This is a genomic window from Cyanobium sp. Copco_Reservoir_LC18 (genome assembly GCF_009834675.1).
Lineage (GTDB): Bacteria > Cyanobacteriota > Cyanobacteriia > PCC-6307 > Cyanobiaceae > Cyanobium > Cyanobium minutissimum.
Window position 1 is genome coordinate 1 of the sequence record NZ_ASAC01000027.1, and the last position, 15,607, is coordinate 15,607.

General features: G+C 57.0%; 10 protein-coding genes. 8 read left to right on the forward strand and 2 right to left on the reverse strand.

Going from position 1 to position 15,607, the window contains the following annotated elements:
- Nucleotides 1-2,170, reverse strand: a 2,170-nt coding sequence (locus tag L107_RS16225) for a DUF4082 domain-containing protein (RefSeq protein ID WP_159820563.1), incomplete at its 3' end; no start/stop codon positions are given.
- 930 nt (nt 2,171-3,100) lie between these two features.
- On the opposite strand from L107_RS16225, the gene L107_RS16230 reads away from it, so the two are divergent.
- Nucleotides 3,101-4,849, forward strand: coding sequence for a glycosyltransferase family 2 protein (locus tag L107_RS16230; RefSeq protein ID WP_236550746.1), 1,749 nt, complete (start codon nt 3,101-3,103; stop codon nt 4,847-4,849).
- Nucleotides 4,850-4,975: 126 nt separating this feature from the next.
- Here L107_RS16230 and lhgO read toward each other — a convergent pair whose 3' ends face one another.
- Nucleotides 4,976-6,214 (reverse strand): L-2-hydroxyglutarate oxidase, encoded by a 1,239-nt coding sequence (lhgO, locus tag L107_RS16235; protein ID WP_236550747.1) that lies wholly within the window; start codon nt 6,212-6,214, stop codon nt 4,976-4,978.
- Between the two features lie 69 nt (nt 6,215-6,283).
- Here lhgO and L107_RS16965 point away from each other — a divergent pair, with 69 nt between their 5' ends.
- The 7 genes from L107_RS16965 to L107_RS16270 all read left to right on the forward strand — a co-directional run.
- Entirely contained in the window at nt 6,284-6,805 is a 522-nt protein-coding gene (locus L107_RS16965) for an acyltransferase (protein WP_159820567.1), read from the forward strand.
- A complete protein-coding gene (locus tag L107_RS16245; RefSeq protein WP_159820569.1) occupies nt 6,802-7,830 on the forward strand; it encodes a Gfo/Idh/MocA family protein in 1,029 nt (342 codons plus the stop codon). Before L107_RS16965 ends, L107_RS16245 begins: the two co-directional genes overlap by 4 nt.
- Nucleotides 7,827-8,927, forward strand: a complete 1,101-nt coding sequence (locus L107_RS16250) for a DegT/DnrJ/EryC1/StrS aminotransferase family protein (protein WP_159820571.1) — start codon at nt 7,827-7,829, stop codon at nt 8,925-8,927. The genes L107_RS16245 and L107_RS16250 overlap by 4 nt, the downstream gene beginning before the upstream one ends.
- A complete protein-coding gene (locus L107_RS16255; protein WP_159820573.1) occupies nt 8,924-9,571 on the forward strand; it encodes an acetyltransferase in 648 nt (215 codons plus the stop codon). The genes L107_RS16250 and L107_RS16255 overlap by 4 nt, the downstream gene beginning before the upstream one ends.
- Nucleotides 9,571-10,545: an NAD-dependent epimerase/dehydratase family protein gene (locus tag L107_RS16260; protein WP_201295936.1), complete on the forward strand. Its 975-nt coding sequence runs from the start codon at nt 9,571-9,573 to the stop codon at nt 10,543-10,545. The genes L107_RS16255 and L107_RS16260 overlap by 1 nt, the downstream gene beginning before the upstream one ends.
- Nucleotides 10,542-11,696, forward strand: coding sequence for a DegT/DnrJ/EryC1/StrS aminotransferase family protein (locus tag L107_RS16265; protein WP_159820575.1), 1,155 nt, complete (start codon nt 10,542-10,544; stop codon nt 11,694-11,696). The genes L107_RS16260 and L107_RS16265 overlap by 4 nt, the downstream gene beginning before the upstream one ends.
- A 1,253-nt stretch (nt 11,697-12,949) precedes the next feature.
- Nucleotides 12,950-15,607: DUF4082 domain-containing protein (locus L107_RS16270; RefSeq protein ID WP_201295937.1), on the forward strand; the 2,658-nt coding region annotated here is incomplete at its 3' end.

Genomic DNA, 15,607 nt, shown 5'->3' on the forward strand with positions numbered 1-15,607 from the left:
CCGTGTAGTTGACACTCAGCGCCGAGCTGGTGCTGCCGGTGCGGGAAAAGGTATACACAAGGTTGGACGTACCATCCTCTGCGATGGCGGCAGTTGGAAGAGAAAGGGTGACAGCAGGAACAGGGGGCGTGCCCGAAGAGGAGAAAGCTACATCGACCCAGTAATTCGATGCGTTATAGATGGACGTTGGAAGAGTGCCAAGAGATGTGGAATAGACCCCAGCAATTCCAGAAATGAATGAGGTGGGTTCGTTCAGAGAACTGGAGATGTCGGCACGACTGGTGGAGAAGTAGTTTTCTGAAATGGCATAGCTCTCACGCGCGCCTGAATTATTATTAAACGTATAGCCATAGGAAACCACATATGATTCACCGGCAGTGATGGCGACCGCGGAAGTCAGCGTGCCTACTTGCCAACCAACAGCACCAGGTGCAGAATTGATGACGACACTGCCAAGGAGTGTACCGTTGCCACGCCAGAGCCTTAGCGTGCGTACGTCTATATCATCAGCATCTGTAGGTCCTCGATAGTACCTCAAGGCACTGACGGATCCATTCTCGTTAGAGACAAACTGTGTACCGAGTTCATAGTTCGTCGGATCGACAAAGCCGGACTTGAATGTAGTCGGAGCTGAGTTCTCGGAGAAAAGGCCAGTGCTGGAAGGAGCCACGTCGTCATTGCTGATCGTTCCAGTGACGGCGCCCGTGGTACCGATGCTGTACCCAGTACCGGCTGACAGGGTGAGAACCACCGTTTCATTGGCCTCAACCGTGGTATCCGCAGTGGGATCGACCACCACGGTGGCAGTCGCAGAACCAGCCGCAAACGTGACCGTCTTGGTCGTGCCGGTAGCACTGATGCCCGTGTAGTCGGTACCGAGGGTCGCCGTTCCTCCCACCGTGTAGTTGACACTTAGCACCGAGCTGGTGCTGCCGGTGCGGGAAAAGGTATACACAAGGTTGGCCGTGCCATCCTCTGCGATGGCGGCAGTTGGCGCGCTGAGCGTGATGCTGGGGACAACCGTAGGGGCCACGTCGTCGTTGCTGATCGTTCCAGTGACGGCACCCGTGGTACCGATGCTGTACCCAGTACCGGCTGACAGGGTGAGAACCACCGTTTCATTGGCCTCAACCGTGGTATCCGCAGTGGGATCGACCACCACGGTGGCAGTCGCAGAACCAGCCGCAAACGTGACCGTCTTGGTCGTGCCGGTAGCACTGATGCCCGTGTAGTCGGTACCGAGGGTCGCCGTTCCTCCCACCGTGTAGTTGACACTCAGCGCCGAGCTGGTGCTGCCGGTGCGGGAAAAGGTATACACAAGGTTGGCCGTACCATCCTCTGCGATGGCGACAGTTGGCGCGCTGAGCGTGATGCTGGGGACAATCGTAGGGGCCACGTCGTCGTTGCTGATCGTTCCCGTGACGGCGCCCGTGGTACCGATGCTGTAACCAGTACCGGCTGACAGGGTGAGAACCACCGTTTCATTGGCCTCAACCGTGGTATCCGCAGTGGGATCGACCACCACGGTGGCAGTCGCAGAACCAGCCGCAAACGTGACCGTCTTGGTCGTGCCGGTAGCACTGATGCCCGTGTAGTCGGTACCGAGGGTCGCCGTTCCTCCCACCGTGTAGTTGACACTCAGCGCCGAGCTGGTGCTGCCGGTGCGGGAAAAGGTATACACAAGGTTGGCCGTACCATCCTCTGCGATGGCGACAGTTGGCGCGCTGAGCGTAATGCTGGGGACAACCGTAGGGGCCACGTCGTCGTTACTGATCGTTCCCGTGACGGCGGTTGTGGTACCCCTTCGGTAAGAGGAGCTGGAAGCCAGCGTGAGGGATACCGTCTCATCGCCTTCAACGATTGTGTCAGCTAATGGCCTGACGACAAGAATAGCGGTCGATGATCCTGGAGCAAACCGGATGGTCTTACTCGAACCGGAGATGTTCGGGCCCAGAAAGTCACTGCCTAATGCCGCAGTGCCTCGCAATGAATACCTAACAGTCAGTGGCTCACTAGTATCCCCGGTGCGCGTAAACGTATAGACGAGACTGTCAGGACCGTCCTCAAATACAGTTGCGCGATCTAAGCGTAAAGTGATGAGAGGTAGCAATTCGGAACTGGCTGATGAAGTTTCGCTCAAAAGAAACAGTGTGTCAAGTGAAGCGGTCATTGATGCACTCATGGGGACTGTTGATTGGTGCAATTAGACAGTGACTTATTGAAACTAACGGCTTGAGACAGACGCTATTCGAAGTGTCTGCTCTTAAAGGCTGACAGATCAGCCAATAAGAGGACATTCTTCATAAAGATAAGAACCGATATTCATGTTTAGGGCAAGTTGTCTGAGAAGGCATGGGAAACTGATGGCCAAACCTCAACGGGGCAGGCTCAAAATAAATAGATAGATGCGTGCTGAAATCACAGGCTGAGCGGGAGTTGTTGACGCGAACTGCACCATGGCAACCGATGAACGACTGCAGAGACCAGTCTTTACCTTGATGAGAATGATGCCTGAACCGAGAAAGAAATTAAATCAAATCGGCCACACCGTATTGCGAAGACACGAAAAACACCAACAACGGCGATACGGAGTACACAGAGAAAAGGAAGTTTAGGGTTAAGGCGCGACAGACATCTTGCTCATAAGCAGATGCTCTTGAGTGAAACAAAAATACTCAGCATCAGAAACTCTGTTCGAGATCTCCGAGAGACAGAGAGGAATTTCATGCGTGGAGCGGGCCTAGCAAGTGATGCGCTTCGCAATCAAAATCCAAAAATATGACTATCCTGTGATCGACCTCCATCAAAGTAATGACATAATGTGACTGTAGCCATCATCCGCCAAGCTAAATACGAGACATTTACCCCAACTCACGAAGGGAGCGAGCATCTGACGCTAAAAGATGTTAAATTAGCGCAGTTGTGCATAAGTTACTGGTAAACTCAATAATCGACTAGGAGGAGATTGAGAGGTCGGCACCAGGTTTATAAGTCACACCACCGCGTCCGTAATGGGTTGCATGGGCTGCAATCAACATCCCAACAGCATCTTTGACCTAGTCATTCTATCTGATAACCTAAGCGAAAGCTAGTTTAGGCTATGGGTCAATTCAGAGTCCTTGGGGAATCAGCAGAGGTCGTCGTCGTCATCGTCACGTATCGCTCTGCGAAAGACTTGCCAGCTTTGCTCGACTCACTCCGATCGGAAGCAGATCACACTAGCATACGCGTGATTTTAGCGGACAACCAATCAGATGATGGTTCGCTGCAATTTGCACAATCATATTCAGACGTCATTGCGATAGACACTGGAGGGAATTTAGGTTACGCAGGTGGTGTTAATCGAGCCATGGCGTACGCTGGAGATATCCCAGCCGTGTTGGTGCTTAATCCGGATTCGGTAGTTCAACCGGGCTGCATTCGAGCCCTTCTGAACCGTTTAGAAGGCAATGTGGGAGCCGTGGTGCCACTGCTCAAGGATGGCTCCGGCAAACTAGCGCATTCGATTCGCAACGAACCTGGGCTTCTGCGCGCACTATCCGATGCTTTGCTTGGCCGTTTATGGCAATCCCGACCTAGGTGGCTATCTGAATTTGTCCGTGATGATCGGATGTATCGCACAGCTCGCCGGATCGATTGGGCAACTGGAGCTGCTGTCATGGTGGCGCGGCGAGTCTGGGACACTGTGGGCCAGTGGGACGAGAGATTCTTTTTGTACTCAGAGGAAACCGATTTTTTCAGCCGTATCCGAGCCGCAGGATATTCAGTGTGGTTCGAGCCGGCTGCTGAAGTGCTGCATCGTGGGGGGGGCAGCGGTAACTCACCACAGCTGAACGCGCTTCTAATCCGGAATAAAGTAAGATATTTCAGCAAGCACCGACCACGAAGGGCAAAACTATTCAGGCTCATCATCATACTCGGACTGCTGCTGCGAAGAAAAGATCGAAGACAGGACCTTAGCCTTCAGATATTATGCAATCCTGACCTTGAAAGCGGACTACCGGCAGCCGAATATCCTGCTGTTTCGGCTCAGCAGTTCCCATCGGCTTCGATCATTATTCCTGCCCACAATGAATGCGCTGTGATCGACCGCACTCTTGAAGGACTGGATCAGCTGATTGCAGCAGGCACTGTCGAAGTGATTGTAGTGCCCAATGGCTGCACGGACGACACCGCAGATCGAGCTCGTTCCCATCGTGGAGTGAAGGTTGTTGAACTCAACAAGGGCTCAAAGGTGGCCGCACTAAATTTGGGAGACGCCCATGCCACCAGTTGGCCACGACTTTACCTCGACGCCGACATCGAAGTAAACCAAGAAGCGCTGGCGCAAGCTGTAAGTGTGCTTGCAGGCGACGGAATCCATACAGCACGTCCAGCTTTTGTTTGGAACCTGGAAGGTGCCAGCCCGCTAACTCGAGCATACTACCGAGCGCGTTGGCGAATGCCTTCGATGACAACTGCAATATGGGGTGCTGGTGTGTATGGTCTGAGCCAGGCAGGCCATAAGATCCTTGGGGAGTTTCCTATGTTGACAGGTGACGATTTATTGGTCGAACGGACCTTTCCTCCTGGTCGCAAGTACATTGCCTCTGGCCCAGCGGTTCGCGTGCGAATGCCTCTCAAGTTGAGTGACCTCATCGGAGTACTCGCGCGATCACGTCGTGGAGGTACGGAACAGTCCCTAGATACCGGGCGAACAAGTGCGAGAGAACTGCTCCACACGATGAGTGATCCCGGGAGTTGTATAGACGCAGTCTGCTTTGCGCTCATATCTGCTATCGCGAGGATCCGTGCTCATCAAACTAGCCAAGGCTGGGAGCGCGATCACTCCACCCGCGCCAGTCAGTAACCGAGATCATTGAAGATGGGTAGAGCTCTGCCTTCAGGGTGTCGAAAACAACTTCAGAGTTCATATCAGCGAAACAAAGAGGTATTCAGTGCCACCAAACAACCTCTGTCTGGAGGATGAGTAGACTTACCGCTGCAGTCGGCGTGAAGCAATGTCAGCAATCCTACGCCCAATTTCCAGTGAGGCGGTAGCAGCGGGCGAAGGAGCATTCAACACATGGATAGCCTGCGGTCCTGCTTCAACCAGGAAGTCATCCACGAGAGCGCCAAGCCGATCCACCGCTTGGGCCCGCAGACCCCAGCCGCTTGGAATCACGTCGTCCTCCTGCACGGCAGGAACCAGCTCCTGCAGGGATTTGACGAAACGCATCTTGCTCCAGGAGCGCAGTTGCTCATCAATGGCCATTCGCCAGTGCTTAGCCGCCAATGGCCAGAACCCTGGCCAACTCAATGTCTCCCAACTGTCCCGCACAGAGTAGGCCGGTGATGTGTAGCCATACCTTGCCCAAGCAAGCACGGCATTCGGCCCTGCCTCTACACTCCCGTCAATTCTTGGTGTAAAATGCACGCCAAGAAATGGTAGATTAGGGTCTGGCACTGGATAGATGGGGTGCCTCACCAGAGTCGTACGTTCCGAACGGAGCACGTAATACTCCCCTCTGAAGGGAATGATCCGGATCGGTATCTTCAGGCCACAGAACTCGGCAATCCGGTCGCATTGAAGCCCGCCACAATTAATCAAGAAATTACTCCGAAACGTGTTAGTGTGAGTGGATATTTCCAAGGCTCCATCAACCCTACGGATATTGATGACCCGTGCATTCAGAACGATCTCCACCCCTTGCTCTTCCAGAACCAGACGCATTGCTCTAAGCACTTCTCGGTAGTCAACAACACCTGTCTGGGGCACCCAAAGTGCTCCAACTCCTGCAGCTTCGGGCTCAAGATCCCGAAGCATCTCTCGGTTGAGCCGCTGGATACCCAGCAGACCGTTCTGGATGCCACGCGTTAGGAGGCGATCCAGCTGGGGGACCTGAGACTGTTCAGTGGCCACCACAAGCTTCCCCGTACGGCGGACAGGAACGCCGTGCTTCTCACAGAAGGCATAGAGAGCTTCTCTGCCGACGCGACAGGTCTCAGCTTTCTGTGAGCCAGGCTTGTAGTAAAGACCGGAATGAATCACCCCACTGTTGTGGCCCGTCTGATGCGCCCCCAGCATGTTCTCAGCTTCCAGAACGAGGGGACGGATACCCTGATTTGCCAGTGCCATGGCGGTGGCTAGACCCACCACCCCAGCTCCGACGATCACAACGTCACCACCTGCTGATCCTGCCATCTTCGTGTCCAGACCACTGTTTGCCATCATTCTTGCAACGACTCTGTGCAGCCGGTGCCTTGACGCGGCAGACTAAACCACGCCGCCCGCAGCCTGGTGATGCCCATTGCCAAAGACGTCAAATTGGGTGCCGACGTGGTGATTTTCCAACCGGAGCTGGTCAATCTCTATGGCTGCAGCGTCGGCGCCGGTACAAGGATCGGCGCCTTCGTGGAAATCCAGAAAAACACCGCCATCGGTCAACGCTGCAAGATCTCTTCACACTCCTTCATCTGCGAGGGAGTCACGATCGAGGACGAGGTCTTCGTGGGACATGGTGTGATGTTCACCAACGATCGCCTTCCACGGGCCACCAACGCTGATGGCAGCCTTCAAGGGGAAGCCGACTGGGCCGTGGACCCGATAAGGATCCGCCGGACTGCATCGATCGGCAGCAACGCCACCATCCTGTCAGGCATTACCATTGGAGTGGGCGCCTTGGTGGGAGCCGGCGCTGTGGTCACCAGAGATGTCCCAGACCATGCCATTGTGCAAGGTGTACCGGCCAGGGTGGTCGGCGATCGTCGCCAGCGTGGCACAGAGCCACCACAGTCCAGCTCACCCTTCACTCAGGGAAAATGATCAAGGTCGCCGTGATCGGCTATGGCTACTGGGGTCCGAATCTGGTGCGCAACTTCGCCGAAGCGGAAGGGGCCTCTCTGTCCGCTGTCGCTGATCTGGATGAAGCCAAGCTTGAGCTGGTTGCCCGCCGATTCCCAGGTCTGCGCACGACGCGCCACTTCCAAGACCTGATCCAGGATCCGGACATTGATGCGATTGCGATCGCCACGCCGGTGAGCACCCACTTCGAACTGGGCATGGCCGCCCTGCGGGCGGGGAAGCACCTATGGCTGGAAAAGCCGATGACGGAAACATCCCTGCAAGCCAGGCAGCTTGCCGAAGAGGCAGCCAAACGCAATTTGGTGGTGTTCGTGGACCATACGTTCCTCTACACTGGCGCGGTGATGAAGATGGCGGAAATAGTGCGGGCCGGCGAGCTTGGCGATGTCTATTATTACGACTCGACACGTGTCAACCTAGGCCTTTTTCAGCGGGATGTGAACGTGATCTCCGACCTTGCCGTTCACGACTTCTCTATTCTTGACTATCTATTGGAGGAGCACCCCATTGCCGTGACGGCGAGCGGTGTGAATCACTTCAGAGGGACTCCCGAAAATCTTGCCTTCATCTCGTTGTTCTACGACTCCGGCCCGATTGCCCACGTGAATGTGAGTTGGCTCGCGCCGGTGAAGGTGCGACAGGTGCTGCTTGGCGGCAGCAGCAAGATGATCAAATACGACGACCTCGAACCCAGCGAAAAGCTGAGAGTCTACGACAAGGGGGTGAGCTTCACCGATGATCCAAAGCAGATTCAGGAAATGAGGGTGGGCTACCGCACCGGCGACATGTGGGCGCCCAAGCTGGACGCTGCTGAGGCCCTGCGCACGGCAAGTGAACACTTCATCACCTGCATTGAGAAGAGCCTCACCCCCCGTACCGATGCCCGGCTGGGGGTGAGAGTGGTGGAGTTGATCGAGGCGGCAACAAGCTCGATGCGAGGCAAGGGGGAAACGGTGCATCTTTCGCGCACGGGGGCAGTGGGATGATTCCCTTTCTCGACCTCAAAGCGCAGTACACCACGATCCGTGAGGAAGTGAATGAAGCCATCCAGAGTGTTCTCGATAGCTGCCAGTTCACCTTGGGTAGGGAAGTGGAGGCCTTTGAAAATGAGTTCGCTGCCTTTTCTGGCGCCAGCTTCGGTGTTGGTGTCAATACCGGCACCAGTGCCCTTCACCTGGCGCTGCTGGCAGCAGGGGTAGGCCCGGGAGATGAGGTGATCACCGTCCCTTTCACCTTCGTGGCCACGGTTGCCGCCATCCGCTACACCGGAGCAACGCCGGTTTTCGTGGACATCGATCCAGTCACCTTCACGATGGATCCGGAGGCCATTGAGGCTGCGATCACCCCTCGTTCAAAGGTGATTCTCCCGGTGCACCTCTATGGCCAGCCCGCCGACATGGATCCTATCAAGGCCATTGCAAGACAACATGATCTTGTGGTAATCGAAGATGCGGCCCAGGCACACGGGGCCGAATACAAAGGGCGCCGAGTGGGCGGCCTAGGGGATCTGGCCTGCTTCAGTTTCTACCCCGGTAAGAACCTAGGTGCCTGCGGAGAAGGTGGCATGGTGGTCACGAATAATCCTGATTACACCAGGACGCTGAAGATGTTGCGGGACTGGGGTGCAGAACGCAAGTACCACCACGAACTTCTTGGCTACAACTATCGAATGGAGGGGATTCAGGGGGCAGTGTTGCGCGTGAAGTTGCGACATCTGGAAGCTTGGACGGAGGCGCGCCGCAGAGCAGCTGCACACTACAACCACATCTTCGACGGCAGTGGTGTGGTGACGCCCAAAGAGATGGACTGGGCCCGGCATGTCTACCACATCTACGCTGTGCGCTCGCCGGATCGCACCGCCTGGCAGGAGGTCCTTCTAGAGCACGGCATCCAGACGGGGATTCACTATCCGTTCCCCATCCATCTGTTGCCGGCCCATGCCGACCTTGGCTATGAGAAAGGTCAGTTCCCTTGTTCTGAGCAAGCCGCTCAGGAGGTACTGTCGCTGCCGATGTTCCCAGAACTCACCTCTGACCAAAGGATAGAGGTGGCAGCTGCCGTGAAGCTTCTTGCCACACAATGAGTCCACGACCTCTGCTGATCTTTCCCTGCAATGGCAACGGGCTTGAAGCCCTAGACTGCCTCGGGTCGGAGTACATGCCCATTGGGTTCGTTGACGACTCACCTGACAAGCTGAATTCACAGCAGTTTGGCTTGACAGTGTTCGCGCGCGAAGCCTTGGATCGTTTTCCAGCGGCTGCCGTGCTGGCTGTTCCAGGCGGTCCGTCGTCGTTCAGGGATCGCCGGGGTGTGGTGGAGTCGCTCGGTCTCCCCTGTTCTCGCCTGGTAAGGGTAGTGCATCCTCTAGCGCGGATATCTCCCCTGGCCAGCGTGGGGGTCAACGTGCTCGTCATGGCCGGAGTCGTCATCACCAGCAACGCCGTGATTGGCGATCATGTTTGCCTGCTGCCGAACACCGTCGTACACCACGACGCGGTGGTGGGTGCCTGGACCCTCATCGGCTCCAACGTCACAGTCGCAGGGCAAGCCACGATCGGAAGCAACTGCTACGTTGGTAGTGGGGCAAGTGTGATGAACGGTGTCAGTGTGAGGGACCGGGCTTTGGTAGGTCTTGGCTCCAACGTGATTCGCGATGTCCCTGAAGCTGCCACAGTCGTTGGAAATCCAGCCCGCCTTCTTTACGCCAATGGCTCAACAAATTCCTGATGAACATCAACAACGCGAAAATCTTGGTCACCGGTGGCTGTGGCTTGGTGGGCTCCACCACCATCGACATACTGCTCAAGGAGTTCAACCCTGGTCAGATTGTCATCCTTGATGATCTGAGCCGAGGCACCCTGGCCAACGTGGCGGATGCACTATCTGACCCGCGTGTCACCCTTCATCGCGGTGACATCTGTGACCCCGCTACCGTCCTGGAGTCCACCACGGGCATGGACGCGGTAATCCACATGGCAACGCTCCGGATCACAGCCTGCGCAGCCGATCCTCGTGCTGCTCTCGGCGTCATGTGCGACGGGAGTTTCAATGTGGTGGAAGCGGCCCACCTCTGCGGTGTGAAGAAGGTCGTCACGGCCTCCAGCGCCTCGATCTATGGCCTTGCCGATCATTTCCCCACTAGTGAAGACCATCACCCTTACAATAATCGTACCTGGTATGGCGCCAGCAAAGTGATGCTGGAGGGAATGCTGCGTTCATTCAACGACATGTATGGCCTCCCATATGTTGCCTTGCGCTATTTCAACGTGTACGGACCACGCATGGACATCCACGGAAAGTATACAGAGGTTCTCATACGCTGGATGGAGCGGATTACGGCCGGCCAACCTCCACTCATTCTCGGGGACGGCACTCAGACAATGGATTTTGTCTACATCGAAGACGTGGCGCGTTCAAACATCCTCGCGCTCCAGTCTGACGTAACCGATGATGTTTTCAATGTGGCCAGCGGTACAGAAACCAGCCTTAACGAACTTGCTGTCGCCCTTTTGCGCGTCATGGGTTCCGATCTACAGCCGGAATATGGCCCTGAGCGGAAAGTAAATCCCGTCTCACGCCGGTTGGCCGACACCACCAAAGCGGAGCAGCTGCTCGGATTCCGGTCCACGGTTGAGCTCGATGAGGGTCTACGCCGCCTGGTGCAATGGTGGCAAGAATCTCGAAAAGTCGCCCAGCCATGATTCCAATCACCAAACCAGTCATGGATCAACGGGAAGCCGATGCTGCCGGCAGGGTCATCCTCAGCGGCTGGGTAACCCAGGGGCCAGAAGTGGCCGCATTCGAACGCGAATTCGCTCTCTACGTGGGATCTCACCACGCCTGTGCAGTATCCAGCTGCACCACAGCGCTGCACCTGGCGTTGCTCGCCGTGGGGGTTCGCCCAGGCGATGAAGTGATCACCGTGAGCCATTCCTACATCGCCACCGCCAATGCCGTGCGGTACTGCGATGCCACGCCGGTGTTCGTAGACATTGAGCCAGAAAGCTTCAACATCGATCCCTCCCTGCTCGAGGCGGCGATCACCCCCCGCACCCGCGCCGTACTGTGCGTGCATCAGATGGGCATGCCCTGCAATCTTGCCGCCATCCTGGCGGTGGCCAGGCCCCGCGGCCTGCCTGTGGTCGAAGATGCCGCCTGCGCGATCGGCAGCGAACTCCTCTGGGATGGCCAGTGGGAGAGGATCGGCAAACCCCACGCTGACATTGCCTGCTTTTCCTTCCATCCGCGGAAGGTGATGAGCACAGGGGATGGAGGCATGCTCACCACTGACAACGCCGAGTGGGACCAACACTTCCGGCTGCTGCGACAGCATGCGATGAGCATTCCGGATACGGTGCGCCATGGCGCGGCTCAGGTCATCTTCGAAGAATATCCCAAGGTGGGGTTCAACTATCGGATGACCGATATCCAGGCGGCCGTAGGGCGCGAACAGCTCAAGAAGTTGCAGGAGATCGTGAAGGCCCGCCGTGATCTTGCCCAAAGGTATACCGAATTGCTGGGCAATCTTCCAGGCCTGGGTTTTCCCCAGGAGCCAATCTGGGCTCGCAGCAACTGGCAAAGCTACTGTGTTCGGCTGCCGAAGGGAGTGGATCAGCGGGCAGTGATGCAACACCTCCTGGACGCCGGGGTGGCCAGCCGTCGCGGCATCATGTGCACCCATAGGGAGCCTGCTTATGCCGACCTACCTTGCTGCTTTCCGTTGCCTCATTCCGAGGCAGCACAAGAGGGATGCATCATCCTGCCGCTCTATGTCCAGATGACTGCGGAAGATCAGGAACTTGTTGCTTTATCCCTAGCTCGCGCTTGCCAAAAGGCGATGATTATGACGTGAATGAATCAGGTCTACTTCAATTGTGACCTGGGAAGTACCTTAAACACGACTTGGTGGCATGAAGTATCAAGGCCAAATCCACCTAATCTCTACAATACTGGTATGATCATAAACGATGGCTTTGGGCAGCATGCCTAACAGATACGCTCTTTGTTTTGGCTACATGTTGAACACCACTACGGCCCATGGGATGCACGGTTTCTGGCGGCTTGATCATCACAGACCCTGCTCCCAGCAAGTTCAGAAGTGCCTACAAGGATAGCCTTCATGGCCTCCTCATGATGACCCCATCTCGCTGGTGGACCAGCTGCCCTCAGGATCCGCTGGGTAGATCCCTTTACGGGAGCTGATCCTGCGGATCGTGAGCACCCCCTTGCTGTTGCTGCCTCCGATGGGCCTTCACTGTGTACGCCTTTCACCAGCCTCTTCACCACCGCCCTTTGGAGCTGCGTCATCCTCACGTTCATGGCTCTTCTGCTTGCCAGCGGTCTTTACAGCCCTAGGGCGACAACTGTGTTGAGCGGCTGGTTGAGTCAACTACTACCCCAGCAGGAGCAAACGCCTGCCACGCAGGCTGTTGCTCCTCGGCCGTGGCTTCGTGATTTCTTCATCCACCACCGCACTGGCCGCCAACCTGCAGCGACAGGGTTTGATCTCTGCCATCTTTGTATCTGGTGATGGACGAGGCAGCGCCAAGCGGATCATGTCACTCGGGGTGCCTCCGGCCCAAGTGGCCGGCGACAGCTGCGTCCGCGCCACCTGGGAGAACGCCATCAGCACGAGCTCCTGGCTGCTTCAGCAGGATCCTCCCACTTCTGTGCATGCTTCACTCTCATCACCGACCACTGGCAGTTGGCCCGCGCTACTCGCGCCTTTGAGCGACAGGGCCTCCTAGTGGTGCCACTGGCAGTCGCCCTAGTCCGTTTTCCTCGGGAAGAGAACCGACTTGCCAGGCGCGAAACCGCTGCCATGCTCCTCTACCGATTCCAGCGGCGGACCTGATCGTGTAATGCCCTCAGGGCAATAGCGGCCAAGAACCCAGTAAAACCTGAGAGACGTCGGCGATGCCATGGCCTTGACCCGTTGCAACTCGAGTCTCAGACGGGATGCGGCAGTCCGTGATGACTTAGCCGGCAGAGCATGGACATGGAGCCGGCCCCCTACCCTAAAGACTCAGAAAGCTCAAGGAATCCAGACCACTTGTCGCCTTAGCTCACTTTCTGCTAGCGTTACCTTAATGCTAGGTGAGCGACTTGAGCGCAATCGTCCAGGAGAACCTGAAAACTGGCACCCCCAAAGCCATCTGGGATGCCCCGACCAGCAACCAGATCGAGGGCTTCGCCACCGACTTCAGCGTCGACAACGGCTCGACGGTCAACTTCAAGATCAACGTCAACGCTGCTCCGGGCGTGACGGTGCCTTATCGGATCGAGATCTACCGCCTTGGCTACTACGGCGGGGACGGCGCGACCCTGGTCACCACGATCAACACCTCCGGTGAGGCCCAGCCCAATCCCGTCAGCGACTCGCGCGGGCTCGTGGATGCAGGCAACTGGAGCGTCTCCGCCAGTTGGGCAACCCCTTCCGACGCCGTCTCGGGCGTTTACCTCGCCAAACTCCAGTGCCTTGATGGCAATGGCAATCCGATCGAAGGCGCCACCAACCAGATCCCCTTCATCATTCGCCAGGACGAGCCACGAGCCGACGGTAGCAAGAGCGACATCCTCCTGCAGACCTCCGACACAACCTGGCAGGCCTACAACGGCTGGGGCGGCAACAACGGTCAGGTTGCCGGCAACCTCTACGATGATCCCAGCGGCAGCATCAATCGTCCTTTCCTCCCCGATGCAAACCCTAACGGGCAAAACCGGGCCTATGCCGTCAGCTACAACCGCCCATTCATCACCCGCAATGGGCCTAGCAGCGGCGGAGCATTCGCAGGCCCCCACGATTACCTGTTCGGGGCGGACTATGCCGCCATCTTCTGGCTGGAGAAGAACGGTTACGACGTCTCCTACATCTCCGGTGTCGATACCGACCGGCTCGGGGCAAGTTATCTGCAGGGCCGCAAGGCTTTCATTTCCGTCGGGCACGATGAATACTGGTCAGGCCAGCAGCGATCCAATGTTGAGGCGGCCCGCGACGCCGGTGTCAATCTCCTATTCTGGGGAGGGAACGATGTCTACTGGAAGACCCGCTGGGAGACCAGCATCGTCGACGGCGTGGCGTACCGAACCCTCGTCTGCTACAAGGAAACTAGGGCAAACTACTCCCCAGACGCAGGTCCCGGCGACTACGCCAACATCGACCCCTCAAACGAGTGGACCGGGACGTGGCGCGATCTGCGCTTCGTGGGAAATCCAGGTGCCACCGGCCAGAATCCTGAGAATGCCCTCACCGGTCAGCTCTTTGGACCCGATGACCTCGGCCCCGGCGGCGGCGGCGGCGCGCTCGACGTCCCGGCGCCGTTTGCTGCACTGCGCTTCTGGCGCGATACCGCAGTGGCCCAGTCAGGGGGGCAACTGGGCATCGCTCCAGGCATTATCGGTTATGAATGGAACACCTCACCCGAAGATGACTTTCGGCCTGCAGGCCTGATCAAGCTCTCCGAGACCACGCTGCCCTGGAACAACATCCTGATCGACCAAGGCAACCGGACGGCTCCAGGCATCGCAACCCACAACCTCTCGCTCTACCGGGACGTGGAAAGCGGCGCTTTGGTCTTCGGGGCTGGCACGGTTTTCTGGACCTGGGCACTCAGCAACCTGCATGACAACACGCCCTACGCCGCGAACATCGAGAACCGCGATATTCAGCAGTTCACCGTCAACATGTTCGCCGACATGGGCATCCAGCCAGGCGTGGCGGACGCGATCCTCTTCAGCCAGGGTCTGGTTCGGGCTGTAGGCATCACCGATACAGTCGCTGCCAAGACAACGATCAACGATATTCCAAGCTCCGTCCCAGCAGGTTTCACCGTATTGATCACCGGCACTGCTATAGATGACAACGGCACTCCGATCACGACAGATGACGGCAAAGTTGGGGTGGTGGAGATCTCCTTTGACGGTGGTGCCTCATGGAAGGTAGCACAGGGAACGACCAACTGGACCTACGCATGGCGACCAAGCTCGGTGGGCATATATACAATCAACGCTCGCGCGATCGATGACAGCCTCAATATCATCAACCTCCCTCTGGCTCAAGATACCGTCACTGTCTCGGCACCCATACCCCCTAGTACTACCAGCCTTTTCAACCCATCACTACCGGTCAACGGCTCGCTGTTCAACGAAGGTACGCCGCTTGAGCTCGGCATGAAGTTCCGCCCCAATCAGGCCGGCACAATCACCGAGCTCAAGTATTTCCGTGCCGCCGCCGATGCAGGTGATACCGACGTGCGCATCGGGCGACTCTGGCGCCGTTCCGATGGATCCTTACTGGCATCCGCCACCTTCACATCCACCCCTGGGCAATCTGGTTGGCAGGTTGCCGCTCTCTCCAATCCCGTTACTGTTCTGCCTGACGCGGAGTATGTTGTCTCCTACATCACAGACAACAACTACTTCTCCACCAACGGCTTCTTCAACCCCGCCAACGAAGTCGCCTTCGATGGCATCGACGACAATGCCTTCACAGATCCCTTCGGTATTCTCAGTGCCCCTCAAAGCAGCGTTGTCAGTGGCGCTGGTATCGGCGGCAATGGTGTTTTCAGGGTCGGGACTGATCTGGTACTTCCAAACAACACATTCGGGGCTGCCAACTACTGGGTCGATGTGACCTTGGCTCCCGGTGATGCTCTCCCACCTGTCAACAGGGGTGCAGCCGTCTTCTCCATCTTTGGCCCACCCGCCGTGGGAGGAACGCTCACTGCCACTCAATCGGCAGACGACCCCAATGGCAACGGCTCC

Excerpts from the sequence above, each read along its gene's own strand:
- lhgO (WP_236550747.1), bottom strand. The coding sequence starts at position 6,214 with ATGATGGCAAACAGTGGTCTGGACACGAAGATGGCAGGATCAGCAGGT.
- L107_RS16245 (WP_159820569.1), top strand. The coding sequence starts at position 6,802 with ATGATCAAGGTCGCCGTGATCGGCTATGGCTACTGGGGTCCGAATCTG.
- L107_RS16965 (WP_159820567.1), top strand. The coding sequence starts at position 6,284 with ATGCCCATTGCCAAAGACGTCAAATTGGGTGCCGACGTGGTGATTTTC.
- L107_RS16250 (WP_159820571.1), top strand. The coding sequence starts at position 7,827 with ATGATTCCCTTTCTCGACCTCAAAGCGCAGTACACCACGATCCGTGAG.
- L107_RS16230 (WP_236550746.1), top strand. The coding sequence starts at position 3,101 with ATGGGTCAATTCAGAGTCCTTGGGGAATCAGCAGAGGTCGTCGTCGTC.
- L107_RS16265 (WP_159820575.1), top strand. The coding sequence starts at position 10,542 with ATGATTCCAATCACCAAACCAGTCATGGATCAACGGGAAGCCGATGCT.
- L107_RS16260 (WP_201295936.1), top strand. The coding sequence starts at position 9,571 with ATGAACATCAACAACGCGAAAATCTTGGTCACCGGTGGCTGTGGCTTG.
- L107_RS16255 (WP_159820573.1), top strand. The coding sequence starts at position 8,924 with ATGAGTCCACGACCTCTGCTGATCTTTCCCTGCAATGGCAACGGGCTT.